The organism is Polyangiaceae bacterium, from assembly GCA_020633235.1.
Lineage (GTDB): Bacteria > Myxococcota_A > Polyangia > Polyangiales > Polyangiaceae > JACKEA01.
The window spans coordinates 259366-285751 of the sequence record JACKEA010000009.1 but is presented as its reverse complement, the minus strand read 5'-3'; the positions used below and the strand labels follow the sequence as shown (position 1 = coordinate 285751).

Sequence of the window (26386 nt, the reverse complement as noted above, 5' to 3'; positions counted from 1 at the left end):
GAAAGACAGCGTCGTCATGATTCGGCTCTCCGTACCGGGACAACTGCCGTATCGGGACTTGGTGCTGCGGGTGGTTGCCTCGAGCTGTAAGTTGTTCTGTTCCGCTCGGGAAAGAACGCAAGAAGCGAGCCACGACGACTTCACGTCTCAGGTCGTGTCCGCGGTGAGCGAGGTGTTCAACAACATCGCAATCCACGGCTACGCGGAGCGCACGTCGGGGAACGTCGAGATTGAGATCGAGATGGACGACGATGGCATCGTGCTGCGCTTGTCGGACACGGGCCAGAGCTTCGATCTGGGCGCGGTCCCCGCGCCTCGGCTGGACGAGTTGCCCGAGTCCCGCATGGGCCTCTACATCGTACGTTCGTTCATGGACGAGGTGAGCTACGTCCCGGCGAACGGTAGTGGTGCGCCCAACGTCTTGACGTTGTCCAAGCGCTACTGACGCGACCTGTGCGTGGTCGGGCTCGATTGCGGCAATTCTCGCGGGCGAGATCCATCACCTCGGCGAAGGCACGCGCTTGCCTGCGGCGGTCGAAGCGTTCCACGTCTATGGGCGCACTTTCCGTTTGCAGCGTGCCGTTTTCGTGAGCCACGAGTCGCTCGACGAGAAAGCGCGCGATGGCGCTCACGTCGTCAGGATGGATCACGTCGCCCACACGGTGCGCCTTCACGAGCTTCGCCAGCGCGCCCGTCGGGCACAACGCCAGGCACGGCTTCCGAAGCGCCATGGTCTCGAAGATCTTGGCAGGGTAGATACGCTCGGCGCCGGGTACGTCCGCCAGCAGGCACAGTGCCAGGTGGCAGCGGGCTTGCTCCATCACCGCCTCGGAGTGATCGACGTAGCCGGTGCGCACCACTCCCGGCACGCCGTCGAAGAACGGAGCCTCCGTGTCCACGATACGCCCCACGAAGCGCACCTCCAGCCGGGCGGCCAGCTCGGGATGCCGTGCATGGACCTGCCTCACTGCGGCGAGAAGGCCCGCGGCTCGGGTCAGTCGAAACACGGTGCCCACGTAGGTCACGACCAGACGATCGTCCGGTGGGGTTGGGAGCTCTTGGGGGAAGTCCGCTGGATCGTAGCCGTTCTCGATGGCGACGACGCGCTCGGGGCTCAGGAAGGAAAACCGCGCCAGGAGCCCGTCCCGGAACGCCGCCGTGGCCGTCGTGATCGCGTCTTGAGAGCGCAGCAGCAGTGATTCCAGCGCAGCGCTGGCGCTCCGGGACGCGCCCGCCATCTCGTAGATGCCGCCAGAGAGGGTCGTCCATTCGTCGCGGTAGTCCAGCACCACGGCTGCTCCGAAGTGGCGCGCTATCGGCGCCAGGGCGAACTGCGAGAATGGAGGCCCGCTCACCAGCACGACGTCGTCGTGGGCCGCGCGCAGGCGGCGCGCCAACGCGCGACTCGCGGCCGGTAGCCACAAGACCTGCGGGTCTGGAACCAGGAGCCGCTTGGCGATGCCGATGACGGCGCTCCGAGCGCTCCTTCGGCCGTCGGCCGCGGCGCTCCAGGCCCTCTGCTTGGCGGCGTAGCCCGGCTCCAGCGTGCGGGCGCGGATCACCTCGACGGCAGCTGGGATGTCGCTCGAGAGCGTTTCGTCGCGCAGTGGGACCGAGGCGTTGTCGACGCTGAGGATCGTGGGCGTCACGCCGGCGGAGGGAAGGTACTTCGCCAGCTTGAGCATGCGCTGTACCCCCGCGCCGCCGACAGGGGGGAATGCGTAGGAGACGATCACGACGCGCATGACTCACCGCCGGCAGGCGGGGATGGTCGCCCGTAAGGAGCCGGCGGGCGACGCGACGCGGCCCGCAGGATCGGGAGTGAGCCGAACGGACACGAAGCAGCTGGTCGGATCGACCTCGGGTTCCAGCCGGTAGCGACGCCCCGGCTCGAGGTCGAGGACGACAACGCTGCGCGCCGGGACGCCGAGCGCGGCGTGCCCCTTGCCCTCTGCGGAGGCGAACAGCACGGCGGTGCCGGCGGCCACGCCCCCTCGGAGCCCGGCGCTCGAAACGCGGGTTACGTTCGTCTTGGGGGCGCTGCGGGCGCCGGCGGAGAGGAACACGGTGAAGCCGCGCTCACGGCTGCCGATCGGGCTCTTTGCTTCGATGCGCCACATCGGACCCCAAGGATGATTCTGACGGTGGGGTCCTTCTCCGGACGCCGTGGGCTCTTTCGGGGCCGAGAGCATCGCGTTGGGGGGCTCGAGAAAGGCCATGTCGACCCGCGAGCCTCCCACGCTGGCGCTGGCCGCCGCGCGGCCCAGCGTAGGCCGGGTGGTCACGTGGGCGATCCAAGTGACGCCGTAGCCAGCACTGGCGAGCAGCGCGCGATCGTCGAGCACGAGCAGCCCTGGGCGAACGTACACGAACGTGCGTGTGAGACCTTCCACGGAGCGGGGGCAACCCTCGGCGGCGCACTTGGGCGCGTAGGCATCCGCGAGGTCCCCGACGGCCACGACCAGCGTTCCATCGTCGAAGAAGCGTGTGGTGCGCACGCCGCTGCCCCACACGCCTTGGTTCGGCGTGTAGTTCATGTGGTCCTCGTGGTCGTCGATCAGCAGCGTGTTGTGGTTGATGGTGGCCGAGCCTTCCGCGTCGCCGCCGTCCACCACCAGGCCATCGCTCCCGCGCCACAGCTCGAAATGACCCTGGTCCTTGTCCTGGTGATCCATGGCCAGGAACGGCCCAGCCTGAAAGGAAGTCCACACCGCGTCCGAAGAGAAGCGCGAGCGTGCGAAGGTCAGGCCCAGCCCGCGGAGGTGCAAGCTCGACGCCGCACCGACGCGAGGATCCCGCTCGGACGCGCGTGGATCCTCCACCAGCAGCCGCACCCAGGCGTGCTCGCGGGTGAGCGGCGGCAGCAGGTGCCGGACCATGTAGCGCGCTTCGGCGTCGGTGCCGGATGCCAAGAGCGCGCCGGAAAGGGCCAGCGGCGACGGGCGTGCGGGATGCTCGCCCCAGGTGCCGCCGTCGTAGACCGAGCGCCCGTCCGGCAAGAGGGCATGGCTGTGATGGCGAGCGAGGGTGCCGAGCCAGGGGAGAGCGGTTCGTAGATCGATGCCCGCGGCGGTCTGGAATGCCCGCACCACGAGGCCGATCTCCAGTCCCGTGTACTCGCCGTACTGAAAGCCCTCGGGCCAGCCGCCATCCGGCAAGCGCTCGCGAAACGCCGGCAGCACGTCGTGCTCGAGCTTCGTCCTGGCGCCTTCCAGCCAGCGATCTCCTTCCGGGGATTCTCCGCTGGCGGACAGACCCGAAAGCGCGAGCGCCGTGAGGTAGCCCCAGTAGTAGTTCGACAGGGCGTGGTCGCGCAGGTAGCCGTCACGCGCGTACCAGCCGAGCCACTGACCGAGTCGCGCGCGCGTTCGAGCGCGCAGTGCCGGCGTCATGCCGGGCGCGTCCCGCAGCCAGTCGTAGCCCAGCGCGGAGTACACGCCAAAGGTACGGATCCCGTACCCCGAGTCGTGGCGCACGACGGTCTCGCCGCCCCTTTCGTCTCCCACTGCGAAGCGGTCGTCGAGCAGCGCGTTCAAGTACGCGACGGCAGCGCGCCCGTAACGTGGGTCGCGCGTCGCGTGCCAGCACAGCGCGGTGCTGGCCAGGGCGTCGGCCCACTGAAAGCCCTGGTAGCCGGAGTCGAGATGCTCCGCCGTGGCCTCCTCGCACAGGGATGAGAGCACGCGCCAGGCAGGAGTCTTCGCCTCGGCCGCGGCGCGGAGGCGTGCGCGGGTGTCGCCGTCGAGGAGCAAGCGATAGGGGCCGCCCGGGGTGGCGCGCGCCGCGGGCAAGGGCGTCACGGCTTCTGGTGCCGTTTGCGCGTGGTCCACGCCGCAGCGCCGGCAAGAGGGCACCGCGGCGAGAGTCAACGCGAGCAACGTGACGGCGCTCCGCATGGCTCGGGTCCTTGCATTGGCCGTGCCGGCGTCGCGTGTCGTGCCCGCGGCGGACCGACATTCAAACGTCACGAGAGCACCAGGCGCGTGTACACGTAGACCACGGCGATGATCACGCCGTTGGCGGCAATCACGCCCAGGGCGTCGCGCATGCCGTAGCGCACGGCGAAGTCGGGCGCGTGGCGTCGGATGGCGGAAAACAGTGCGCCCGAAAGGCCCAGGTAGATCCAGAGCACGTAGTGATAAGCGAAGGAGAGGAAGAAGATGCCCACGCCCAGTCCGGCAAAGGTTGCGGTGATCGCCATGGCCCAGGGCCGCACGACGTCGCGGGCGTCTTCTCGGGACAGCGCGCTGTCGGGATCTTCGGACTTTCTCCAAGCGGAGATGGGGATCTTGAAGCCCATCCACACCAGGCTGGAGAACAAGAACATGCCGACGGGGCCGAGCTCCGCGAGGGTGAGCAGATAGGAGTTGTGTGCGGTCAAGTAGTGATAGCGACCGAACTGGCCGAGGCCGGCACCGAGCAGTGGAAATGAGCGCCAGATGGACAGCGCTTCGGCCCAGCAGTCCACGCGCTCCAGCATGGAAGAGTCCGCCTCGCTGCCGCTGCGGCCGCCCAGCAGCAAGAGCGGCGCGGCGAAGAGCGCGCTGAGCGCCACACCGCGCAGGCCGAAACGCCAGGCGAAGGGCACGGCCAAGACCGCCAAGAACACGATCTGACCGCCCCGCGAGCGGGACCAGACCGCGGCCAGGACCACCAACGCGAAGGTGAGCAGCAAGACCGCCTTGCGCGAGAATGAGCGGCGGCGGAGGCGTGATAGCGCGAAGGCGAGGGGCAGCCCGATGGCGCCCGCCAGCGCCAGCTCGTTGGGATCTTGCAGGATGCCGCGGAAACGGATGCGTCCACGGCCGACCGATGTCGTGCCCAGCCAACCGATGTGCTCGCACATGTACTCTGCCCCGGGCTCGGCTTCGCCCAGGTAACAGTCGTGGCTCACGGTGCAGGGGCGCCCATCGAAGCTGCCCGAGGTGGTGTCACCCACCACGCTCTCGTCGATTTGCACGCAGCCGGTGGGTTCAAGCTTCTGCTCCACGGCAACGGTGGAGACGAAGATCACCATCGCGAGCACCGTGCCCGCCACCACCTGGAGCGCGCGAAAACTCTGCACGGCGTGCGCCATGAGCAGATAGAGCGCCGCGCAAATTGCGAGCTCTCGCGCTTGAATCGGAAGCGACGATGCCTTCGTGATGCCGGACAGCAGACCCCAGCCCACGAACGCGAGCACCCAGGGCAAGAGCGGGGTGGAGCTGGGCTTCGTGTTCCCGAGCCTGAGATCGATCACGTAGCCGAAGACCGCGAGGCCGAGCAGCACGTGCAAAAGTGGCAACGTCTGCAGGGACGGCACGAGCTCTTGAGGCCGCGCGTAGATGGCGGTCAGCAGGAGCACGATGCCGGGGATGGCGAACATGACAGTGTCGACTTACCGTGGTCTTCGGAGCTCGATTCCATGAACTGGACGACGGGCTTTTTGTTGGCCACCGTGGTCGCTCTTTCGGCCTGTGCCGCCGAGCGGCCGATCGTGGACTATGCGCAGTTCGCCAAGGCGGATCCGAGGCTTCGGCCTTATCGCATCGGCGTGGCGGACAGCGTGCGGGTGACGGTGTGGAAGGATCCGAGCCTGTCCACCGAGGCTCCCGTGCGCCCGGACGGAACCCTCACCGTGCCGCTGATCGGTGACGTTGCGGCCGCGGGAAGGACCGCCGACGAGGTGCGCGAAGAGCTCACGCGACGGCTCTCCGCCTACGTGAAGGACGCCATCGTGACCGTCGCGGTGGTGGAGGTGAACAGCTATCGATTCACTGTGTCCGGCAACGTGGAGCGCCCCGGAATGTTCACGGAGCGTTCCTACGTGACGGTCAGCGAGGCCGTGGCGCTGGCGGGAGGGCCCAATCGCTTCGCCTCGCCGACCGACTTGGTGCTGATCCGACCCATCGTCGGACGTGAGCCCACGCGCATACCCATCGATCTGGAAGCGATCCTTTCCGGGGCGCATCCAGAGCAGAACCTCGTGGTGCTCAGCGGGGACACGGTGCTCGTGCCCTGACCCGGGGGAGCGGTGAGCCTCGTCAAGCAAACCGTCCGGGGCGCACTGTGGACGATCACGGCGGGCATGGGCTCGCGTGCCATCGGCCTCGTGGGCACGTTGGTGCTCACGCACTTCATTGCGCCCGCAGACTACGGTGAGGTGGCCGTGGCCGCGGTGCTGGTGCTCACGGCGAACCAGCTCTCCACCGTGGGGCTCGGTCAGTTCATCGTGTCGCGTCCGGACGCCGGGCGCGGCGCGGCGTTCCACGCCACGACCTATCACGTGTCGCTGGGCGCTCTGGCGCTCGCGCTCCTGTATCTGGCCGGCGGGCGGCTGGGCCCGGCCTTCGATGCGCCCACCATGGCGCGCTATCTGCCCGGGCTGCTGCTGGCGGCAGGGATGGATCGCGTCTCCTTCGTGCCGGAGCGGATCCTGGTGCGGGATCTGCGCTTCGGTACCGTGAGCGCGCTGCGCACCGGGGGAGATCTGGCGCACACCGCGGTGAGCGTGAGCCTCGCCGTCCTGGGCTGGGGCGCCGCGGCCATCGTAGCGGGCAACGTGGCGCGCTCGGCGGTGCGCCTGGTCGTGGCGTTGGTCGCCGTCGAACGCCGGGATTGGCTCTTGCCGTGCCGCCTCACCCTGCGACAGACACGGGAGCTCTTTTCTTTTGGCGTGCCCATCGCGGTAGCGGCGTTGAGCGCCTTCGCGGCGCGCCGTTGGGACAACCTGCTCGTGTCGCGCTTCTACGGCCCCGGGGTCACCGGCATGTACAACCTCGCCTACAACCTCGCGGACGTGCCCGCCATTCACGTGGGCGAGCAGATCGGGGACGTGCTGCTGCCCTCGTTCGCGCGCCTGCCTCAGCAGCGACGACCGCCGGCCCTGCTGCGCTCGCTCACGCTGTTGAGCCTGATCGTGTTCCCCTTGGCCGTGGGGCTCGGCGCGGTGGCGCCCACCTTGGTGGCCGTGGTGTTCGACGCGCGTTGGCAGCCCATAGCTCCCATGTTGGTGTTGCTCTCCGCCCTGAGCATCACGCGTCCCGTGGGCTGGACCATAGCCTCCTACCTGCAGGCGCGGCAGCGCCCGCGTGCCCTGATGTGGCTCGAGCTCGGCAAGCTCCTGGCGCTCCTGGGGCTGCTCGCCAGCGTCGGCCGCGTGAACACGCTGTGGGCCTGCGCCGCCGTGGGCATCGCCTACGGCGGCCACGCGGTAGCAGCGCTGTTGGTGGTGGAGCGCGTGGATGGCGTGCGCTTGCGCCGCTCCCTGGGCACGTTGATTCCAGCCCTCGGGGCCTGCGTTCCGATGGTCGTCGCCGTGTTCGTCGTGCGCGCGCTGGCCGGCGGCATCTTGGGCTTGGCGTTGGAGATCGGCGCGGGCGCGATGGGCTACGTCTCGAGCGCGCTGTGGCTGTCGCCAGCATCCAGCCGCGATCTGTGGGCGCGGCTCTCCGAAGCACTCCGAAAGTGAATCATCAGCGTGCACAGCGGAACCCGAGCGCGTTGCCCTGGTCGTAGGTGTCATACCAGTCTCGCGACGACGTCCGCTGCCACACGGGCTTGCTCTTGAAGCCGCCGCCGCGTCCCACGTAGCGAGTGCCCACGGTCGGGCCCTTGGGATCCACCGCGGGGGAGCTCTGGTAGTAGTCCGGCGCGTACCAGTCGTAGAGCATCTCCACCATGTTGCCGGCCATGTCGAGCGCACCGTAAGGGCTGGCACCCGCAGGATGGCTGGCCACCACCTGCGCCTTCTCGCCACAGCCCGACATGTTCACCTCCGTGCACGTCGGCTCCGTGTTGCCCCAGGGGTACTTGCGCCCATCCGTGCCGCGCGCGGCCTTCTCCCATTCGGCTTCCGTCGGTAGGCGTTTTCCGGCCCAGGCGCAGTACATCTTGGCTAGGTCCCAGGTCACGCAAGACGCGGGAAAGTCGCCGTTTTCGCAGTCCCACGCGCACATCGGCGCGTCGCACGCCCCGGCGGTCACGCAGGCCGCATATTGATCCTGGGTCACTTCGGTCTCGTCGATCTCGAAGGCGGCGAGGGTCACCGTGTGCATCGGCTTTTCGTCGTCGAGGCAGTCGCCGTCCACGACGGCGTTGCAGCCCATCACGAAGTCGCCGGCGGGGACGCTCACCATGTTGCCCGGGGCGGTGGAGCTCACGCACTCGAAGCCGCCGCCGTCGACGCCTGCGGCGCCGCCAGTGCCGGCCGAGCCTCCGCCGCCGATGCCGGCAGAGCCGCCGGTCGCGCCACCGGAGCCAGCCGCTTGGGCAGGGGGCGCCGCCTCCTCTCCGCATCCGACCGCGGCCAACAGCATCAACGAAACGGCGAGCCTGCGCATCATGGCGCTTCGGTCGAGCTGCAACGCACGTGCCACGCAACTTCGCTGTTCATCGGCGCGGATGGTGCAGCATATGCGCGCGCGACGCCGGCCGAACGTTCGCGACGAAGCGTCGCTCGCTGCGCATTAACGGCGCTCTGGAGCGCGCGTCACGAATTGGTTGCTCACTCTCGTCGTGGCATGGCGAATGCACCGATCCACCGCGTGAGCTGCAACTTGGACCCCCGCATCGCGCGCGCACCGTTGAACGTGAACGGGTTCCGCGTGGCCAGCGCGTTCTTGCCGTCGGCGGGCGCATCGGGGGACTTTTATGCCCTTACGGCACGGCGCCCCCGGCGACTCTCGGTGGTGATCGGGGACGCCTGCGGTCGCGGAGCGGAGGGCGCGTGCATGCTGCACGCACTGGTGCCGAAGCTGGCCCAGTTGCTGGGCTCCGTCGGGAGCCCGGCGCGAACGCTTTCGATCTTGAACGCTTGTGCCGCGCGCGTGCTACCCATCGATCGCTTCGTGACGGCCGCGGTGCTGGAGCTCGACGCGGAGCACCACTCGTTGACCATCGCCAACGCGGGACACGTTCCTGTGCTGGTGCGCAGCCTGGGGGGCACGGTCGCGTGTCTCGGTCGCGCTTCGGGTCCGCCCTTGGGCGTGGTGGCCAACGCGCTGTACCTGGACGAGACCACGCCGCTGCAGCGTGGCGACGTCGTGGTGCTGATGACCGACGGAGTGCTGGAAGCGATCGAGACGGACTTGGGTCGCATGCGGCGTTTCCGGCGGCTGCTTCAGGGAGCGCCGGAAGGTGCCGAGGGCGTGGAGCAGGGCCTGCTGGCAGCGCTCGACGCGGCGCCGCTGGAGGACGACGCTACGCTGCTCGCGATCGAGGTCACGGAAGCGTGTCAGGCCATCGCCCCATGGGTGGAAGCGAGCTGAGCATGCGCGTGCTGATCGTGACCAAGATCTTTCCGAACGCCGTGGAACCGGCGTCGTCACCGTTCAATCGGCAACAGTTCGCCGCCCTCGCGCGCCGCGCGGAGGTGGAGCTGTGGGCGACCATCCCCTGGTTCCCCGGCGCGCGGTTGCTCCGGCGTTGGTCGGCGGCGGGAAGGCTCGGCGAGGTTCCACGGCAGGAGCAAATCGACGAGCTCAGCGTGCGTCATCCGCGGGTGGTGTACTTGCCGAAGCTCGCCGCCGTGAACGGAGCGCTGTACGCCGCGTCGCTCACGCTGGACGCGCTGGCGCAGCGAGGACGCGTGGACGTGGTGCTGGGCTCTTGGGCGTATCCCGATGGCTACGCCGTCGTGCGCCTTGCCCGCCGGCTCGGCGCCCGCGCGGTGATCAAGGTGCACGGATCCGACCTCGACGTGCTGTCGCGAAGAGCCACGCTCCGCGGCCGCATTCGTCGCGCCCTCGCGGGTGCGGACCGCGTGGTTGCCGTCAGCGATGCCCTGGCCGCGAGCGCCCACGAGCTGGGTGCAGAGCAGGTGAGCGTCGTGCGCAACGGCGTCGACCACGCTCTTTTTCGTCCCACGCCACGGCCGTGCCGGCGGCGCGTCCTGTTCGTCGGCCGCGTGGAGCGGGACAAGGGCGTCCTGGATCTGATCCGTGCCGTTTCCCTCGCCGACGCCACGCTCTCGATCGTGGGCACGGGCTCGGCGGAGGCGAGAGCACGCGCGCTGGCCGCTCGGCTGGGGGCGAACGTGACCTTCGCCGGAGCGAGACCGCACACGGAGATCCCGGAGTGGCTCGCGCGCTCCGATGTGCTCGCCCTGCCGAGTCGGCACGAAGGCTGTCCCAACGTCGTGCTCGAGGCCCTGGCCTGTGGGCGTCCGGTGGTGGCCACTCGCGTGGGCGGCATTCCGGAGCTCGTCAGCTCCAAGATGCTCGGCGAGCTCGTGGCTCCGGACGCGCCGCGCTGCCTCGCGGATGCCCTCCGGTGCGTGCTCGAGCGTACTCACGATCCGTGGCAGCTGGCAGCGACCGCGAACGTTCCTTCCTGGGCACAGAGCGCCGCGCAGCTGTACGACGTGCTGGTCGAGGTCTTGGCACAGCGGGAGGCGGCCTGATGTCTCGGCTGCTCGGGCTCATCGCGCGCCATGCCATTCCCGATCGATTGTTGGTCTACCGCGGACCACGCCGCGGACGTCGCATCGCGCTCACCTTCGACGACGGTCCTACCACCCTCACTCGTCGCTACCTCGACGTGCTCGAGAAGCACGGCGCGAAGGGCACTTTCTTCGTCGTGGGCCGTCAATGCCTCGAGCATCGCGAGCTGCTGAGCGAGATGCTCGCGCGGGGGCACGAGCTCGGCAGCCACGGCTTCTCTCATCGCGCGTTTCCGTCGCTGAACGGAGAGCTCGAGGTCGAGCTCGGGCGCATGCGCGAGCTGGTGCCAAGTGCGAGCTTCGTGCGACCGCCCTTCGGCGCGCTGTCGCTGCGATCGCTGCTTCGCTGCGCGCGCATGGGGCACACCGTCGTCATGTGGTCGACGGACTCGGAGGACTGGCGGCAGCGGGACGCCGCGCAGGTGGACCGCGCCGTGGTTCCGCGGGGGGGCGACATCGTACTGCTCCACGAGGGGCAGGCGTGGACGTTAGCGGCGCTCGAACGAATCGTGTCTCGGCTTTCGGAGAACGGCTATGAGATGGTCACGGTGGGTCGGCTACTGGCTGGTTAGCGCCGGGCTCGGCTGCAGCTCGACGCCGGACATCCAGATCCTGGGTGAGTCCACCCGCCTGTCCCGAGCCGAGCCGTCGCCCCGAGTCTCGGCAGTGTTCGACGGACACGTCGTTCGTCTGGTCGCGGCGCGCGGCGAGACGCTCGGCCTCTCGGTGCGCACCACCGATGGTCGGCGGCGGAGCGTGCGCCTCGAGCTGCCGGGCGCTTCCGTGCAAGGGTTCGAGGTCAAGACGCTGTTGGTTCGCCGGGCGTCCACGAGCATGTACGGACCGTCCACGGGGGTGGGGGAGTACCCGGACCCGCTGGTACCGGTGGGCGAGGCCGTTTCCTCCACCGGGCTCGCCTACTTCGACGTGAACGTCGCTCGGGAAGCGAGCCCGGGGCGCCGTGAAGGCGCGCTGCACGTCGGAGAGCTCAGCCTGCCGGTGGTGCTCGACGTCGAGGCCGTGAGCGTGGACCTGAAGAGCAACCCGCTGGTGTGGGCCTTCTACCTGCCCAAGGAGATCGCGCGGGTGCATGGTCTGCCCGACGGAAACGGAGCCGACCTGGTGGACAAGGAGGCCGAGTACCACGAGCTCTTGCGCGAGCACGGGGTGCTGCTGGCATCCGACCTCGGCCCCGAGCGGTTTCCGGCGCGTCGACGCTTCGTTCGGCAGACGAAGTACTGGCCGGTCGCCGTGGATACTTCGTCGGATGCCGCGATTCGTCGCGACGTGCGCGCTTGGTTGGACGCTTTTCGTTCTCTGAGTGCCACGCCCTTCACCATTCCCGTGGACGAGCCCCGGTCGCTAGCCGAAAAACTCCGGGCGCGGCACATCGCCGACGTGATCGGGCAGGCCGGCGGTGGGGGACCGCGGCTCCTGCGCGGCGTGACGGACACGAACGACCCCGTGTACGGCGATTCCATCGACGTGTTCTTGTCGCCCAGGAACGTCTCCGGCGCGCGGATGTGGACCTACAACGGTCGCCCGCCTCAGGCGGGGAGCGTGATCCTGGATACGGACGGCGTGGCGCTCCGTACCTGGGGCTGGATCGCTTTCCGCTACCATGTGGAGCTCTGGTACCTGTGGGAGGCGCTCTACTACTCCGATCGCTACAACCACCGGGGGCCGACCGACGTGATGACGGACCCCGTCACGTTCTTCGACGGTGAGGACCTGGGTAACGGTGACGGCGTGCTCGTCTATCCCGGGCCGCTCCCGTCCCTCAGGCTGAAAGCGCTGCGCCGAGGGCTCACGGATCGTCTCCTGCTTACGAAGCTCGAGAGCTGCGGTGGCCCTGCACGAGCCATCGCTCGACGGCTCGTTCCGCGGGCGCTCGGGGAGGGCAGGGGGCGTCGGAGCTGGAGCACGGACGAACGCGTGTGGGAGCAGGCCCGCCGCGAAGTGTTGGCCGCGATCCGGGAGCACTGTCATGGCCGCTAGCTGGTTGGATCGCGAGCCGGGCGTCGCCGTGGCCCTCGAGCAGATGCGTCGCGTGCTCGAAGGAGGCATCAAGAGCGCGGGCGTCTCCCTGCTGCTGTCGGTCGCAGCCGGAGCGTTTGCGGTGGTGCTCGTCGTGCTCTTCGCCGCGGACTTCGCTCCCCGTTACGTGCTGCGGGTGGTCGAGATGGATCGCGATCCGGAGACGCTGGTCAATCCCAAGCGACAGCTGGGCGAATACGTACACACCGCCGTCTTCACCAGCAAGGCGCTGTTGCCCATCATCGAACGCAATGCGTTGTTCCCGTCCCTCGTGAAAACGAACCGACGCGCTGCGATCGAGGCGTTTCGAGAAGACATCGAGATCGAGGTGTACGAGAACTACTTCCTCGAGCAGCGGTCGGCACATGACGCACCGCGCTCGGCGCGGCTCGCCGTGCGCTTCCGCCACTCGAACCGTGGCGTGGCGCTGGCGGTGACGCGGGAGCTCGGCGAGCTGGTCGTGCGTCACGAGCAGAAGTCCCGGCAAGAGGTGGCAGACCGCGCGGCCCGCGACGCCGACGCCGTGCGCGATCGGGCGGAACGGAACCTGTCGCTGCGGCGTGCTCGCGTGGTCGAAAAGCAGCTCGAAGTCGAGCGGGGCGGCGATCCGCTGGCGGAGGTCGAGCTGGTCAGCTTGCTCGGGTCCTTGCCGGCTCGGGAGCGAGAGGTGGAGCGGGCGTCGCGCCGGGCGTCGCGCCTGGATCTGGCGGCTGCCCTGGAGCGTCACGGTGTCGGCGTCGGCTTCGAGGTCGTGGACGACGGCTCCATCCCACGCTCGGCGGAGCTAGGCGCTCGCAAGCGGGCACTCGTGTTCTTGGGGGCGCTCATCACCGCCCTCCCCTTCGCGGCGGCATTGGTCGGCGCGCATCGAGATCGAGGAGGTTCACCATGACGGACGGGACCGAGCTTCGAGAGCAGCTGCTGTCGGCGAGGGCGCTCGTGCGGCGTGCTTTCGCCTTCTGGCGCACCGCGCTCGTGGTGTTCCTGTTGGGGGAGATCATCGCGGTCGTCTATCTCCTGGTTCACCAACCCCAGTACCGGTCCGAAGCCGTGCTCCTGTACGGTGAGCGCGTTCACGCGCCGGACGAGGCTCCGCCTCAGCCGCGAACGCTGGCTGTCCGCATGCGCGAGCTGCTCACCAGCCGCCAGCAGCTGGCTTCCACCGTGGAGAGCTTCGACCTGTATGGGGACGTTCGCGCGAAATACGGCATGAGCGACGCCGTGGAGGAGCTCAAGCGGCACCTGGAGTTTCGTGCACCGGGAGGCGACACCTTCACGATCGCGTTCCGAGGTGATTCGCCCACTCAGGCCCGGGACGTGACCGCGCACCTCGCCGAGCGAGTCATCGAGCAGGACGCCGAGCTTCGCAAGCAGCAGGCATCGGCGACTCGCGACTTCCTGGCGGACGAGAAGAAGCGGGCCGACAAGCAGCTGAAGAGCGCGGAGCAGGATCTGGCCGCCTTCATGGCGGAGCACCCGCGGTTCGCCTTGGACGTGATGCCGCTCGCGACGGGAGCGGCGATTCGCGCCGCGATCTCCACGCCCGCCCCCGAGCCCGCGCAGCGGCGCCGCTACGTGCGCGTCCCGGCGCCCCAGAAGGAAGCGGAGCCGGCCCCGGCGGCGCCGCCGCCGGAACCCCCCCTGGCGGTGATCGAAGCGGCCCGTCAGCTCGCGCAGGACAAGGCCCTCGCGGCGGCCGCGGTGGCGGCGGCGCGCGAGGACCTGAACCAGAAACGAATGCGCTACACGGACGCGCATCCCGACGTGCGTGCGGCGCGCGAGTCGCTGGACCGCGCTCAGGGTCGTCTGGATGCGGTGCTGCGGCGCAAGCCCCCGCGCGCGCCGGCCGCGCCGGTACCCACGCCCGTCGAGGAGAAGCCGAAGAAGACGCGCTACGTCGAGGTCCCCGCCGCCGCGGCGCCCCCGCCCAGCTCCGAGCCCGCATCCGACGATCTGGTAGCCCAGGAGACGAATTGGTCGCGCTTGACGCGCTCCGTGACCGAAGCGCGCCAGCGTCTCGACCAGGTCGAGATCTCGTTGTTCCGCGCGGACATCAACGCCAGCTCCACCAGTGGCGAGCGAGCCGCCGTGGTCACGGTGGTCGATCCGGCGTTCCTGCCGCAGCGTCCGGTGCCTCCGGGGCCGCGCACCATCGTCGCCGCCTTCTTCGCCGTGTCCTTGGTCTTGGGGCTCGCCGTGGCGCTCGGCCGCGCCGTCCTGGACGACCACGTCGTGGACGCCCGGCGCGCGCGCCAGATTGCCGATGTGCTCGTCGAGGTGCCGCGGGCACCCAAGCCGAGGAGGGCCCATGCCTGACGCCGCCATCGTGGAGCTCCCGCGCAACGTCGTGCCGGAACCGGACGTGGTGCTCTACCGCGTGGATCTTCCCGACGTTCTCGACCAGCGCCTGGTGCTGCTCCGAGAGCCGACGTCGGCTCGGGCGAGGGCCTTTCGCCTGCTCCGACATCGCTTGCTCTCGAAGGGAGACCCGCGCGTCGTGCTGGTGACGAGCGCGCAGGCAGGCGAGGGAAAGACGACCTGCGCGATCAATCTCGCGCTCGCCATTGCGGAAGAAACCCCACACACCGCCCTGTACTTGGACGTCAACCTTCGCCGCCCTGCTCTCAGGGATCTGTTCGCCCTCGACGAAGTGCAAGGCATGCTGCAGGGGCTGGACCTACGGAGGTATCCCGTCGGTGCGCTGCGTCAGTCTCGCCTGAGGATTTGCGCTGCCGTGGGGGATCGGGCTCCTGACGCTCGGCTGGATCGCGGCATCTGGCCCCGCGCGATCGCGGACATCCGCGAAGCCTACGACTACGTGATCATCGACGGCCCCGCCGTGCTCGACACGGCCGACGCGAACGTGCTCGCCGCCAGCGCGGACGCGGTGCTCTTCGCGGCACGATCGGACACTTCCGAGCGCACCTCGCTACGCCAGGCGATTGACCAGCTGGCGCCCGCCCCAGTCGTCGGAATGGTGTTGCTGGACACATGAGGCGCGCCCATGTTGCTGATGGAAAAGCACCTCGAACGCTGGATCTTCGGCTACCTGCGTCAACGCCTGCAGCGCCTGCCCGCGCCGAAGCCCAGCCACGTGCTGTTCGCCCTGTGCGATCACTTCGAGCCGCTGTGGGGTGGGGCGGACCCCTCCGTGGGGCTTTGCCGAGTGAATGCCTGGCGCGAGCGGTATCCCGAGCTGGGGCGAGAGTTCCGGGACGTGGATGGGCGTCCGCCGCGGCACACGTTCTTCTTCCCCGCGGAGCAGTACTCCCCGGACTTGATGGCGCCGCTGGCGGAGCTCACCCGGCAAGGGCTGGCGGAGGTGGAGCTCCATTTGCACCATCGGGACGACGACGCGCCCCAGCTCGAACACACCATCGTCGAGGCGCTCACGCGCTATGCGTCGCACGGGCTCCTCTCGCGGGACGCCAACGGCGCCCTTCGCTATGCCTTCGTGCACGGGAACTGGTGCCTCGCCAACAGCGGGCCGTGGTGCGGGGTCGACTCGGAGCTCGACGTGCTGTGGCGGACCGGCTGCTTCGCCGACTTCACCTTCCCGTCCGCCCCCGACCCGAGTCAGCCGCCGATCGTCAACGAGATCTACTGGCCCCTCGGCGATCCGAAGCGAGCCCGCGGACACGAGCGGGGGGAGCCCGCTCGGGTGGGGCGCCGCCGCCGCGATCGCATTCTGCTGGTCGAAGGCCCGCTGGGCTTCGACCGCGGGGGGCGCTTCGGCGTGCGCATGGAGAACGGGGCGCTCTCCGAGCGGGATCCGCCCACCGAGCGACGTGCTCGGACTTGGCTGAGACAGGACGTTCACGTTCGCGGTCGTCCGGAGTGGGCCTTCGTGAAGGTCCACACCCATGGCGCGCCGGAGTCCCGAGCCCGAGCGCTCCTGGGTACCAGCGGGCGTGAGCTCCATCGAGCGCTCGCCGCGCTGGGCACCCGGCTTCACTACGTCACCGCTCGGGAGATGTACTGCATTGCCTGCGCCGCGATGGACGGTCACTCGGGTGATCCGGATCTCTACCGCGACTATCTGCTTCGCCCTCCCCCGGTGGTGTCGTGATGGACCGCTACGGTCTCGTGTTTCGCGAAGTCCTGTTTCCCGCGTGGGAGCGTGGGGTCCGACGCCGTCCGATCCTCGAGCTCGCCGAACGTCTGGCGCGGAGCCAGTGGTGGAGCGACGGCGAGCTGCGGTCCTTCCAGGGAAGCGAGCTTCGGAAGCTCCTCGAGCATGCGTTCCAGCACTCGCCTTACTACCGCAAGGTCATGCTCGCGGCCGACGTTCGTCCCCAAGACGTCAGCGGAGTCGACGCCTTGCCGTTGTTGCCGCTCCTCGACCGGCCGACGGCAGCCAGCTCCTTCCTCGAGCGCTTCTCGGACGCTCCACCGCGCGTGGAGATCCAGAAGATGACGAGCGGCAGCAGCGGCCGTCCCCTCGAGATCGCCTACGATCGAACGTCGGAGCACTGGCGGCAGGCCACCCGGCTCCGCGGCTATGCCTGGGCGGGCTACTTGCCCGGCGACAAGAGCTTGCACTTCTGGGGCAGCTTGGCGGCCTTGTTCGGCCAGCGGCCGCTCTCGCGCGTCAAGTCCGCTCTCGATCACGCGCTCAAGCGCGAGCATTTCATCGACTGTACCGATCGCTCGCCTCGGGCGTTGGAGGCCGTGGCTCGTGCCGTGGAGTCCCTGGGTCCCACGGTGATCGTCTGTTACGCGCAGGCGGGAGCCGCCCTTGCCCGCCATTGGCTCGCCTCGGGTCGTTCACGGCGAGATACCACCGTGATCTGCGGCGCGGAGCGCTTGTTCTCGGCCGATCGCGCAGCCATCGTGCAGGCCTTCGGTTCCGCCGTGTTCGAGACCTACGGCAGTCGTGAGGTGATGTTGATGGCGGCGGAGTGCGAAGCCCACGACGGCCTCCATGTATCCATGGAGAATCTGATCGTGGAGCTCGTGGTTCGGGGCGAGGGTCGACAACGCCCCGCGCGACCCGGCGAGGTCGGCGAAGTAGTGGTCACGGATCTGCACAACTTCGGTGCGCCGTTCATCCGCTATCTGACGGGTGACCTGGCGGTGAGAATGCCTCCGGGACGCTGCGGCTGCGGGCGAGGCCTCGAGCGGCTGTCGAGCATCGAAGGGCGAAAGACGGAGACACTGCACGACGGCGCTGGCCGCCCGGTGAGCGGCCTCTTCTTCAACGTCCTGTTCTCGGTGATGGCGGACCGAGTCCGACAGTTCCAGGTCGTTCAGCGCGCCGATAGGACGATCGACTTGTTCGTCGTTCCTGGTTTGATGCCCGCTGCGTCGGCCCAGGTGCGCGCGGCCTGTGAACGTTTCCTCCCGGGGATCCCGCTGCGGATTCACCAGTGTTCGAGCCTGTCTCCGGGCCCCGGGGGAAAGCTGTCGGTCGTGCGCGTGGAGGGAGCTTGAGCCGTGTCGTCGCGTTTGCTCGCTGCCGCCGTGCTGCTGTGGGCAGGGGTGGCGCATTCGGAGTCCGCGGTGCAGGGCACGGCGGACGTCGCCGTTGGCTACACCGACAACGTTCGTTCGTCGCCGAAGGAGCCGCCACCGGGAATTTCCGGGAAGGCAGGTGACTCGTTCTTGCTGCTCAGCCCCGGCGTTGGCTACGCCCAGTCGTCCGCGGGCGCGCTTCAGAGAGTCGGCTACACCCTGAGCTTCACGCTGTTCGCGCACCAGGACGAAGCAAACTCGGTTTCGCAGCGGGCCGACTACCGGGGGCTCTTCGACCTGTCTCCCAACGCGAGCCTGGTGCTCGGCGCGGCGGCGTCCCAAGCGCGGCCCTACTCGAGCACCACCTTGACGTCCGCGGGGCTGACGGAGCTCGGAGCTTGGGCTCCGGGCAGTAGCTCCATTGTCGTCGTGACGGCGGACGAGCTCTTGAGCATCGACCTGAGCCCGGAGCTCCGCGGATACCAGAGCGGCCACGCGGGGTTTGGCGCCCCGCTCTTTGGTGGTGATGGCCCGCGGACCTTCGAAGGGGGCGGCCTGCTCGGTGCCGAGCGCCTGTTTCGCGCCGACGCGATCGGTGCGGAGGCTGCTTCCAGCTACGCCGTCGCGACGCGCACGCTGCGCTCCGACGGCACGGCCGCCGGTACTCAGCGGCAGCTCATGGGCACCGGCGCCGGGATCTGGCGTCACGATTTCGGAACGGACTTCGCCTCGCGGTTGGAGCTCGGCGCGGGGAGGGTCCAGCGTCTCGAGAGTGGTCGTGGCTTTTGGTATCCGACGGGCTCGGCCCTGTTGGGTTTTGCCCGAGACGAAGCCAATGCCGAGGTTTCTTACGCGCACCGCGTGACGACCAACCTGTCCCTCGGTCAGTTCTCGATCGTGGACCAGGTCCAGGCCCGGGGCGGCGTGCCCATCGGCGCGTTCGCCCTGGAGGCCTCCGCCGGGGCAGAGCGAGGCCGTCTGATCGAGGAGGACGCCACCCGGGCCGCTCGGGTGGACCTGTGGCAGGCGGACGTCCAGCTCGCCTGGCAGGCGCTACCCGGCGTTAGCGTCGCGCTCCGCTACCAGCACATCGAGCAGCGTTCGGACGCCAGTGCTCCGCCGCTGCCCCTGAGCTTCGTCAAGAACACGATCCTGCTCCTGGCCGGCGTGCGCGTTCCTCCGGACGATCAGCTGCCGCGCCGCCCGCGAAGCCCTCGCCGCGTGGATCGCAGCGACGCCCTCAGCCCGCAAACGCCGGGTGCGCGAGCAGCGCCCTGAGCTCGGGTGCGGTGATGTCGGGGTCCAGACAAATGCGAGCTAGATCCAACGAGTGCGTCGTCTTCGGAAGCCAGTGCACTCCGGTGGAAAAGCCGAGGGTGTAGCCTGCGTCTCGCACGGCAGCGACGACGCTGGGGGAGCCGCTGATGGGGCGCCCAACGGGATACGAGACGACGCGCACGTCCGCGGAGAGCTCCCGTCGTAGATCGTCGCGCGAGCCGCGGAGCTCGTCGGCCAGCTCCTCCGCAGGAACGTTCTGCAAAATGCGATGCGTTCGCGTGTGCGAGCCGATCTGCATGCCGGCATCTCGGAGGGCGCGAACGTCGTCCCAGCTCATCACGAGCACATCTGCCCAGTGCCGTTCGTCCTGGGGGGTCCACGGCACCTCCCCGCGCTGGTACAGCTCGCGCAAGAATCGCGAGAAATCCAGAGCGGGGGTCGCCTTCACCACCGAAAGCAGCGTCCGGATCCCTCGCTCCCGTCCCTCCGTGAGGTCCAGCTCCAGGGGCTTTGGGTAGCTCATGCGGATGTGTTCGAGCGCCGTCTCGTGGAGCGCATAGGCGATGCGATCCCACCAGAACACGCGTCGCTCGGCGATGTCTCCCGTGACCACGAAAAAGGTCGCCGGGATTCCATGGCGCTCTAGCACTGGCAGAGCCTCGGTGATGCACTCCCGGTAGCCATCGTCGAAGGTCACCATGGCGGCGTGCGGCGGCACGTCGCCATCGAGGAGCTGGTCGCAAGAGATCACCTCGAAGTGCCGCGACAGCTCCGTCAGCTGCCAATCCAAGGCTTCCGGGGTGGCGTCGACCACCCCTTGGTCGAAGCGATCCAGCCCGCGACGGATGCGATGGTACGCCAGCACCGGCAGCCAACGGGCGTGGGCGAGAACGTGCTCGATGAGCCCCAGCCGATCCAGCACGCTCGCAAGGCGCCGACGCAACATGACATCCGTTGCATGTGCAAAGCACGTGCCCCTTGGGCGGCGTACGGGCTCGACGTTTGCATGAGCTTTGGCGGACCGGAGGCTCCATGAAGCACAGCGTGACCAACGAGGGAGACCACTTGAGCCTGCACGTGGCGGGGGAGCTGGACGCGCTCACATGTTCCGACTTGAGACCGACCCTGGACTCCATCGCGGAACAATCCGGCCGTAACGTCACCGTGGATCTTCAGGGATTGCGTTTGATCGACAGCTCTGGTGTCGGAGCGCTCGTTTCTCTCTACAAGCGAGTGCGAGCCAAGGGTGGGAACGTGGAGTTCGTGAACGTGGCCAATCAGCCGCTCGCGATCTTCAAGCTCCTGCGCTTGGACTTGGTGTTCGGTCTGGACGTCAGTCCCTGAGCGGCCGCGAGCGCAATTGTGGCGCGGCGCCCGCGTGCTCGCGAAGCCGTTTCGTGACCGAATCGCGCGCACAGCAAGGCAGAAATTCTCATGTCCAGCCTGCTCGACAAGATCGAATCGAAGAACGCTCACGTGGTCGTCCAAGGCATTGGCTACGTCGGTCTCCCGATGGTGGCCGAGCTGTCACGTGCGGGCTATCGCGTGACGGGGCTCGACCACGATGCACAGAAGGCACGCCTGCTGGAGGCGGGGCAGTCCTACATCCAGGACGTGCCCAGCGAGGACCTCGCGCCTCACGCCAAGGAAGGGAGGCTTCGCGGTACGACGGATCCCAAGGTGTTGCGGGAAGCCGACGCGGTGATCGTTTGCGTTCCCACTCCCCTGAACAAGACGAAGGACCCGGACATGCGGTTCATCGTCGAGGCCACGGAGGCCATCGCCGCCCACCAGCACGCCGGAATGCTGGTGGTCCTGGAGTCCACCACTTACCCGGGGACCACCACCGAGGTGATGGTCCCGAAGCTCACGGCCAATGGCTTCCGTCTGGGCAGGGACGTGTTCGTGGCGTTCTCCCCCGAGCGTGTGGACCCCGGAAACAGCGTGTACAAGACCAAGAACACGCCCAAGGTCATCGGCGGTGCGACGCCGGAGTGCAGCGCGATGGTACAGGCCCTGTACTCCAAGATCATCGACACGCTGGTTGTCGTCTCCAGCACGGAAGCGGCAGAAATGGTCAAGCTGCTCGAGAACACGTTCCGTGCCGTGAACATCGGCTTGGTCAACGAGATCGCCATCATGAGCCGCCGCCTCGGTATCGATCCCTTCGAGGTGATTCGCGCGGCGGCCAGCAAGCCCTTCGGCTACATGCCGTTCTATCCCGGGCCCGGCCTGGGCGGGCATTGCATTCCCATCGACCCCTTGTACCTGTCCTGGAAGCTCCGCGCCTTGAAGTACCAAGCGCGGTTCATCGAGCTGGCGGACAGCATCAACAGCGCGATGCCGGAGTACGTCGTGGAGCGGGTGGCTGCCGCGCTCAACGACCACGCAAAACCGCTTCGTGGCTCCAATGTTCTCGTCTACGGCATCGCCTACAAGAAGGACGTGAACGACGTCCGCGAGAGCCCGGCCTTCGACGTGATCGAGGGCCTGAAGGGGCGGGGCGCCAAGGTGTCGTACATGGATCCGCACGTACCGCAGGTCTCGGAGCACGGTCTGGTCATGACCAGCGTGGGCCCCAGCGCGAGCTTCGAGCCCTACGATGCCGTGGTCGTCGTGACGGACCACACGGGCCTTCCTCGCGAGCGGCTTCTGGCCGAAGCCAAGCTGGTAGTGGACACGCGCGATGCGCTCCACGGAGTGCCGGGGGACAGGAGTCGCGTCGTGGGCCTATGATGGCAGCGTGCGCAGCGCCGCCATCGTCTTCTTGCTCCCGGATTGTGCCGCCGCACCCGCTCGGCCAGCGGTTGCACCGCCGCGGGGGCTGCTGGCCCGTGAGGCGAGCCGGGACCCGTGGCATGCCGGCGACGGCGGCGATCGCTCTCTGGTGGACGCTGCGCGCGAAGCCGTGAACGAATGCAGGGCTTCGAATTGATGTTGACTCGGCGCGATACCCGTCGCGTTTCGATGCTCGGGCTGCTGCTCGTCGTGGGTTGCGCGGCGGCGGCACCACCAGCACGCTCTCCGCGGCCGGTGAGCACGCCCGTGGTGCAAGCCGTGCCGGAACCGGCGCTGGCCCCTCCGCCGCGGTCGGAAGCGGCGAATCGCTGCTTGCCGGACGGACCCCCGAAGCCCTTGCCGCGGGAGCCGGAGCACGACGTCGGGCTGTGCGTCGATCATCGCAAGACGGAGCGGGTCCTCCGGCCCAAGCTGGAAAAGAGGTACGACCGTCAAACCAAGGACGGCACCGTCGAGGTCAGCTTCGGTTGCGATCCGCTGACGGCGTCCATCGTGCGCATCGAGGTAGAAACGGGCTCCGGCCATGGCGGGTCGCTGCAGCTTTGGCAGCTGACGCGGAAGGACGACGAAGACCACTTCGACGTGCTCGCGGTGGCCAACGACACCTACTACGGAGCTCCCGCCAAGGTGGGGGATCAGCCGGGGATCTTCGTGGCGCGGGGGGCCATCTCCGTTCGCGATCTGGAGACGGTGCTCGCCGAGGTGCGCCCGCTGCTCACCACTCGGGTGCGAGAGCTCGAGCCCAAGGGTCTCGGTCTGGGCAAGGTCTCTTTCTCGTCGGCGGACTTCCACGCGCGTATCGCCCTCGAGGACGACTCCGGCCACGTCCTCGCGCGCTCGTACACCGGCTACCCCACCAGTAGCTCGCAGCAGCAGTACCTCGGCCTGAGGCTGGCCATGACCGAGCTCTCGCCCGTGCTGGAGCAGGTCGCGTTTCAACCGGAGCTGCCCAACGCGGAGCTTCGCTCCTGGTACGTGGTCACGGCTCGCCGGGCATGGCCCCGAGTCCAGGGGCAGTATGCGTGGTGGGTTCGTGAACGCCTGGTGGCCATGGCGGGGAAGGCGGGTGACCGCTCTCTCGTCCCGATGGTGGTGCAAGAGCTCAGGCGCGGGTTGAGGGAGATCGAAAAGGCCAAGGCGGAAGACAAGAAGTCCCTCGCCGATCGCTACCTGACGGAGCCGCTCGACGTGCTAGCGCGCATCACCGGTTGGGATCCTCGTCACCCGGAGGACGGCAGCGAACGAGCGCTGCCGGAGGCCGCCCGCGAGGCCGTGAGCGAATGCGACCTCAGCCCTTCATCGTAGACAGCCACGCTTCGATACCGCGAAAGATCATCTCGCAGGCGATGGTGCCGATTACCACCGCGGAGACGCGCCCGGTGAGCTCCGAGTAGCGCTCCACCAACTTGGAATCGCGAACGCGGACGCGATCCAAGGCGAGCTTGACCATGACCACCGTGAGCGCCGTGGCCGCCAGCGCGACGAGGATGGAGAGCACCGCGCGAGGCCACGGCAAACGGGAGCCGGCCAGCACGGCCGCGCTCACGGTGCCGGGACCGATCATGAACGGCATGGCGACCGAGCCGGCAATGTGGCCCGGGGACCCTCGGAGCGCGATCAGGGCGTCGCCGCCGGAGAGCATGAAGCGAAGCGCAATCGCCAGGAACAAGAGCCCTCCAAAGAGCTGGAACGCCGCAAAGCGCACCTGCAAGAGGTCCTGGAAAATACGATTGCCGACCAGCGCGAAGAGCACGAACACCGCGCCGCTGATGAGCGAGGCGCGGCCCATGATGCCGGCCACGGTCTTGGCATCCTGCTCTTCCAACACGCTGCCGAGATAGACGGACAGGGCGAACGGATTCAGGATCACCGTCAACAAGACGGCGGATTTGATGTCGTCTTCCACGGGTCTACCCCCATATCACGCATCAACGAAATCGCGCGACGATGCCCGGTGAACCGCTTCCCTGGAGTACGTTGCCACACGCGACCAAGCGCCCTTGGGAGTCCCAGTCGGCATCGAACAAAAATGTCCCGCCCCCCAGAGGTCGGCTCACGATTCCGCCTTTGCCGAATGCGGGATCGAGCTCGCCCTCGGGGGTGAAGCGGGCCCAGAGCGCGGTGGCGTCCTCCGCCAGACCGCGAAATCCCACGCCCACGATGCGCCCCGCGGGATCCGCGAGCAAATCGTAGAACTGATCCATGCCGTCCCGGGTGCTCAGGGCGTAGCCGTTCTTTCCGAAGGAGGTGTCCATCGAGCCATCCTTCCGCAGTCGGAACACCGCCGCCGGTCCCACGTCGGTGTTCACGCCCAAGAGCACGCGTCCCTCGGCGTCCACGCCCACCGCCCAAGCGCTGCCGACTCTGGGTCGCTCCACCACTGCCACGCCGTCGCGACCAAAGCTCGCGTCGGGTTTGCCGTTCGCGTCGAGGCGGATCACCAGACCCTGGTGCTCGGCCGTGAGATACCCAGCCGCTATCACGCCACCGTCGGGCGCCGGCACCGCGCGGGTCACGTAGGCGGTGCCCCCGGGGGAGGCCACCACGCCGATGCCGCCCTGGCCGAAGCTTGGCTCGAGGCTGCCGTCGCTTCGGAGCGCCACCGCCATGTTCTTGTCGGACGAGTGATGGCCGACGGCGATGATGGTTCCGTCCTTGCGCACCCACACACGGTTGAGCCGGTCATCGCTGCCGGCGTCGACCACCACCAGGCCGCTCCGGCCGAAGCTCGGGTCCAGCACGCCGTGGCGATCGAAGCGAGCCACCAGGCCGTTCACGCCCTTGGCGTAGAAATAGCCTACGGCCAGCAGCCGTCCCTTGGCATCCCGCGCGACGCCTTCGCCGAAGCCGCGGTACTTCCCGATGCGCAGAAAGCCGTGATCGCCGAAGCTCTCGTCCAGCGCTCCGTCCTTCGTGACTCGCGCCGCCGCCATGTCACTGCCGTCGGCGAAGCGTGCGTAGCCGACGACCACCATGGAGTCGTCGTCCAGGGCCACGATGCCCGAGAAGCGATGCTCTCCCGGGCCCCGTGCCACGCGCACCACGCCGCCCCGACCAAAGCTGTCGTCCAGGCGGCCTTCCAGACCGGGCCCTCGGGCTACGACGGCTTCTTCTTCGACGGCCGCTTCCGGCTCCGGTTCGGGCTCGGGCGCGCTCACCACCACCGGGGCCGGCGCCGGCCTCGGCTCGGGAGGCCGACCACACGACGCCACCAAAGCCGCGGCCACGAACCTCTGGTACCGCTTGGCCCGTGCTGTACTTGAATGCCGGTTCGGCGCGGAACCACGCGGTGCTCGCCCCACGCCGTCACGATAACAGCTAACGGCGTCGCGTGGCCCGCCACAGCGCGCGTGCGGCGTCCTCTACGGCGAAGCGCGCGAGATCGCGTTGGACTCGCGCCCAGCGGAGCACGACCTCGGAGTCCGCCAGACGGCGCTTGTAGTCTGCGCCACCGGCGAGCAGGTCGTAGCGCGCGTGGCCCTCCCGCGCCGCGTGCTCGATGGCCTTGACGTGGCACAGATACCCCGGTTTCACCCGCGGATCGGCGAACTGCGCGAGCCCACCTTGATAGAACAGCACGCGGCCATTGGCGACCAAGCCGTACAGGCAGCCCACGGTGGCGTCCGCCGCGCGTACCCGCAGCAGCTGGATCTCGCCGTGGCGAAGTCGCGATCGTATCAAGCGCCGATGGAAGCTCCGCACCCAGGGGTCGGCGAACGCGCCGTCCTCGCCGCGGGTCGTCCAACGCGCGGTGTGCAGCCCCACGAGCTCCTCGAAGACGTCGAGGGCCGCGGCTTCGTCCGCGGCGACCTCCGCGGTGATGGGGCCGAGGAGCTTTTCGGCGCGACGAACCTGACCGCGAGTGCTCGCGCCGAGCCAACCCAAAGATCCCGACGAGCGAACGCGGTCGAGATCCACGAATGGGGCGGGCACCTGGCGATCGACGCGCACGTGGCGACCTTCCAGACGTTCGCAAAGGCGGCTCCCGGGCATGCGCTCGGGGGCCAGGGCAGGCAAGAACAGCTCGTCGTGGTCCGGCGGCAGCTGGGCGAGCAGCTCGTTCAGAGTGATGCCCGCCTCGGCGGCGCCCAGCACCTCGTTGTGCTCCAGACACAAGTCGTCGAAGCGGGGCACGCCCGTTGCGTTCAAGAACAGCGCGCGCGTGACGATGGCTCCTCGGCGCAGCATCTTGCGTCGACCGAGGAAGCACGCGGCGGCGGGGGCGCCGTCGCGCTCGAGGAGCCACAGGCGGGGCCGCACCGCCGCCGGCAAACACGCGAGCCAACACTCCACGAAACCCCAGGTGCCGAAGAACGACGGCCGTGCCTTCTGTTCGAGGGTACGCCAGATGGCCTCGACGCGCGGCGAGGTCGCCTCGAGCAACCGAGCGCGGATCAC

Annotated in this window: 24 protein-coding genes; 16 read left to right on the top strand and 8 right to left on the bottom strand. The window is 68.5% G+C overall.

Features of this window, described 5'->3' with window-relative positions:
- The first annotated feature begins 16 nt into the window (after positions 1–16).
- Positions 17–445 (top strand): ATP-binding protein, encoded by a 429-nt coding sequence (locus H6717_39290; GenBank protein MCB9583149.1) that lies wholly within the window; start codon positions 17–19, stop codon positions 443–445.
- Here the strand turns inward: H6717_39290 and H6717_39285 are convergent.
- The 3 genes from H6717_39285 to H6717_39275 form a co-directional block, all read right to left on the bottom strand.
- Positions 369–1745 (bottom strand): glycosyltransferase, encoded by a 1377-nt coding sequence (locus H6717_39285; protein MCB9583148.1) that lies wholly within the window; start codon positions 1743–1745, stop codon positions 369–371. The two genes, H6717_39290 and H6717_39285, sit on opposite strands and share 77 nt — an antisense overlap.
- A 3-nt stretch (positions 1746–1748) precedes the next feature.
- On the bottom strand, positions 1749–3896 hold the full coding sequence (locus H6717_39280; protein MCB9583147.1) for a heparinase II/III family protein: 2148 nt from the start codon (positions 3894–3896) through the stop codon (positions 1749–1751).
- 68 nt (positions 3897–3964) lie between these two features.
- Positions 3965–5365: an O-antigen ligase family protein gene (locus H6717_39275; protein MCB9583146.1), complete on the bottom strand. Its 1401-nt coding sequence runs from the start codon at positions 5363–5365 to the stop codon at positions 3965–3967.
- A gap of 39 nt (positions 5366–5404) precedes the next feature.
- Between H6717_39275 and H6717_39270 the strand changes: the two genes are divergently transcribed.
- Both H6717_39270 and H6717_39265 read left to right on the top strand, forming a co-directional pair.
- Positions 5405–6001 (top strand): polysaccharide biosynthesis/export family protein, encoded by a 597-nt coding sequence (locus H6717_39270; protein ID MCB9583145.1) that lies wholly within the window; start codon positions 5405–5407, stop codon positions 5999–6001.
- Positions 6002–6013: 12 nt separating this feature from the next.
- Positions 6014–7450, top strand: coding sequence for an oligosaccharide flippase family protein (locus H6717_39265; protein ID MCB9583144.1), 1437 nt, complete (start codon positions 6014–6016; stop codon positions 7448–7450).
- A 4-nt stretch (positions 7451–7454) separates the two neighbouring features.
- On the opposite strand, the gene H6717_39260 is transcribed toward H6717_39265, so the two are convergent.
- Positions 7455–8324, bottom strand: a complete 870-nt coding sequence (locus tag H6717_39260) for an SUMF1/EgtB/PvdO family nonheme iron enzyme (GenBank protein MCB9583143.1) — start codon at positions 8322–8324, stop codon at positions 7455–7457.
- Between the two features lie 177 nt (positions 8325–8501).
- Between H6717_39260 and H6717_39255 the strand changes: the two genes are divergently transcribed.
- From H6717_39255 to H6717_39210, 10 genes are read left to right on the top strand one after another with little or no spacing between them, the layout of a single operon-like run.
- Positions 8502–9248: a serine/threonine-protein phosphatase gene (locus H6717_39255; GenBank protein MCB9583142.1), complete on the top strand. Its 747-nt coding sequence runs from the start codon at positions 8502–8504 to the stop codon at positions 9246–9248.
- A 2-nt stretch (positions 9249–9250) separates the two neighbouring features.
- Positions 9251–10381 (top strand): glycosyltransferase, encoded by a 1131-nt coding sequence (locus tag H6717_39250; protein ID MCB9583141.1) that lies wholly within the window; start codon positions 9251–9253, stop codon positions 10379–10381.
- Entirely contained in the window at positions 10381–10992 is a 612-nt protein-coding gene (locus H6717_39245; GenBank protein ID MCB9583140.1) for a polysaccharide deacetylase family protein, read from the top strand. The genes H6717_39250 and H6717_39245 overlap by 1 nt, the downstream gene beginning before the upstream one ends.
- Entirely contained in the window at positions 10955–12418 is a 1464-nt protein-coding gene (locus H6717_39240) for a DUF4091 domain-containing protein (protein ID MCB9583139.1), read from the top strand. Before H6717_39245 ends, H6717_39240 begins: the two co-directional genes overlap by 38 nt.
- Positions 12408–13349 (top strand): hypothetical protein, encoded by a 942-nt coding sequence (locus H6717_39235; protein MCB9583138.1) that lies wholly within the window; start codon positions 12408–12410, stop codon positions 13347–13349. Before H6717_39240 ends, H6717_39235 begins: the two co-directional genes overlap by 11 nt.
- Positions 13346–14773, top strand: coding sequence for a hypothetical protein (locus H6717_39230; protein MCB9583137.1), 1428 nt, complete (start codon positions 13346–13348; stop codon positions 14771–14773). The genes H6717_39235 and H6717_39230 overlap by 4 nt, the downstream gene beginning before the upstream one ends.
- Positions 14766–15452: a CpsD/CapB family tyrosine-protein kinase gene (locus H6717_39225; GenBank protein MCB9583136.1), complete on the top strand. Its 687-nt coding sequence runs from the start codon at positions 14766–14768 to the stop codon at positions 15450–15452. The genes H6717_39230 and H6717_39225 overlap by 8 nt, the downstream gene beginning before the upstream one ends.
- A 9-nt stretch (positions 15453–15461) precedes the next feature.
- Complete coding sequence (locus tag H6717_39220) at positions 15462–16526, top strand: hypothetical protein (protein MCB9583135.1); 1065 nt, start codon at positions 15462–15464, stop codon at positions 16524–16526.
- The gene (locus H6717_39215) at positions 16526–17890 is read left to right on the top strand and encodes a phenylacetate--CoA ligase family protein (GenBank protein ID MCB9583134.1); all 1365 of its coding nucleotides are present in this window, start codon (positions 16526–16528) and stop codon (positions 17888–17890) included. Before H6717_39220 ends, H6717_39215 begins: the two co-directional genes overlap by 1 nt.
- Positions 17891–17893: 3 nt before the next feature.
- Positions 17894–19189 carry a hypothetical protein gene (locus H6717_39210; protein ID MCB9583133.1) on the top strand — a complete coding sequence of 432 codons (1296 nt, stop codon included), beginning with the start codon at positions 17894–17896 and terminating at the stop codon, positions 19187–19189.
- Here H6717_39210 and H6717_39205 read toward each other — a convergent pair.
- Positions 19152–20135: a polysaccharide deacetylase family protein gene (locus H6717_39205; protein MCB9583132.1), complete on the bottom strand. Its 984-nt coding sequence runs from the start codon at positions 20133–20135 to the stop codon at positions 19152–19154. The two genes, H6717_39210 and H6717_39205, sit on opposite strands and share 38 nt — an antisense overlap.
- 86 nt (positions 20136–20221) lie before the next feature.
- Between H6717_39205 and H6717_39200 the strand changes: the two genes are divergently transcribed.
- From H6717_39200 to H6717_39190, 3 genes are all read left to right on the top strand, one after another.
- Complete coding sequence (locus H6717_39200; protein ID MCB9583131.1) at positions 20222–20533, top strand: STAS domain-containing protein; 312 nt, start codon at positions 20222–20224, stop codon at positions 20531–20533.
- 90 nt (positions 20534–20623) lie between these two features.
- Positions 20624–21925: a nucleotide sugar dehydrogenase gene (locus tag H6717_39195; protein MCB9583130.1), complete on the top strand. Its 1302-nt coding sequence runs from the start codon at positions 20624–20626 to the stop codon at positions 21923–21925.
- Positions 21926–22123: 198 nt separating this feature from the next.
- Positions 22124–23293, top strand: a complete 1170-nt coding sequence (locus H6717_39190) for a hypothetical protein (protein MCB9583129.1) — start codon at positions 22124–22126, stop codon at positions 23291–23293.
- On the opposite strand, the gene H6717_39185 is transcribed toward H6717_39190, so the two are convergent.
- The 3 genes from H6717_39185 to H6717_39175 form a co-directional block, all read right to left on the bottom strand.
- Entirely contained in the window at positions 23277–23894 is a 618-nt protein-coding gene (locus tag H6717_39185; protein ID MCB9583128.1) for a MarC family protein, read from the bottom strand. The two genes, H6717_39190 and H6717_39185, sit on opposite strands and share 17 nt — an antisense overlap.
- 22 nt (positions 23895–23916) lie before the next feature.
- Positions 23917–25215, bottom strand: a complete 1299-nt coding sequence (locus tag H6717_39180; GenBank protein MCB9583127.1) for a hypothetical protein — start codon at positions 25213–25215, stop codon at positions 23917–23919.
- Between the two features lie 91 nt (positions 25216–25306).
- On the bottom strand, positions 25307–26386 hold the full coding sequence (locus tag H6717_39175; GenBank protein MCB9583126.1) for a GNAT family N-acetyltransferase: 1080 nt from the start codon (positions 26384–26386) through the stop codon (positions 25307–25309).

Coding starts and splice junctions, on each gene's coding strand:
- H6717_39290 (MCB9583149.1), top strand. CDS start 17: ATGATTCGGCTCTCCGTACCGGGACAACTGCCGTATCGGGACTTGGTG.
- H6717_39285 (MCB9583148.1), bottom strand. CDS start 1,745: ATGCGCGTCGTGATCGTCTCCTACGCATTCCCCCCTGTCGGCGGCGCG.
- H6717_39280 (MCB9583147.1), bottom strand. CDS start 3,896: ATGCGGAGCGCCGTCACGTTGCTCGCGTTGACTCTCGCCGCGGTGCCC.
- H6717_39275 (MCB9583146.1), bottom strand. CDS start 5,365: ATGTTCGCCATCCCCGGCATCGTGCTCCTGCTGACCGCCATCTACGCG.
- H6717_39270 (MCB9583145.1), top strand. CDS start 5,405: ATGAACTGGACGACGGGCTTTTTGTTGGCCACCGTGGTCGCTCTTTCG.
- H6717_39260 (MCB9583143.1), bottom strand. CDS start 8,324: ATGATGCGCAGGCTCGCCGTTTCGTTGATGCTGTTGGCCGCGGTCGGA.
- H6717_39255 (MCB9583142.1), top strand. CDS start 8,502: ATGGCGAATGCACCGATCCACCGCGTGAGCTGCAACTTGGACCCCCGC.
- H6717_39250 (MCB9583141.1), top strand. CDS start 9,251: ATGCGCGTGCTGATCGTGACCAAGATCTTTCCGAACGCCGTGGAACCG.
- H6717_39245 (MCB9583140.1), top strand. CDS start 10,381: ATGTCTCGGCTGCTCGGGCTCATCGCGCGCCATGCCATTCCCGATCGA.
- H6717_39240 (MCB9583139.1), top strand. CDS start 10,955: ATGAGATGGTCACGGTGGGTCGGCTACTGGCTGGTTAGCGCCGGGCTC.
- H6717_39235 (MCB9583138.1), top strand. CDS start 12,408: ATGGCCGCTAGCTGGTTGGATCGCGAGCCGGGCGTCGCCGTGGCCCTC.
- H6717_39230 (MCB9583137.1), top strand. CDS start 13,346: ATGACGGACGGGACCGAGCTTCGAGAGCAGCTGCTGTCGGCGAGGGCG.
- H6717_39225 (MCB9583136.1), top strand. CDS start 14,766: ATGCCTGACGCCGCCATCGTGGAGCTCCCGCGCAACGTCGTGCCGGAA.
- H6717_39220 (MCB9583135.1), top strand. CDS start 15,462: ATGTTGCTGATGGAAAAGCACCTCGAACGCTGGATCTTCGGCTACCTG.
- H6717_39215 (MCB9583134.1), top strand. CDS start 16,526: ATGGACCGCTACGGTCTCGTGTTTCGCGAAGTCCTGTTTCCCGCGTGG.
- H6717_39205 (MCB9583132.1), bottom strand. CDS start 20,135: ATGTTGCGTCGGCGCCTTGCGAGCGTGCTGGATCGGCTGGGGCTCATC.
- H6717_39200 (MCB9583131.1), top strand. CDS start 20,222: ATGAAGCACAGCGTGACCAACGAGGGAGACCACTTGAGCCTGCACGTG.
- H6717_39195 (MCB9583130.1), top strand. CDS start 20,624: ATGTCCAGCCTGCTCGACAAGATCGAATCGAAGAACGCTCACGTGGTC.
- H6717_39190 (MCB9583129.1), top strand. CDS start 22,124: ATGTTGACTCGGCGCGATACCCGTCGCGTTTCGATGCTCGGGCTGCTG.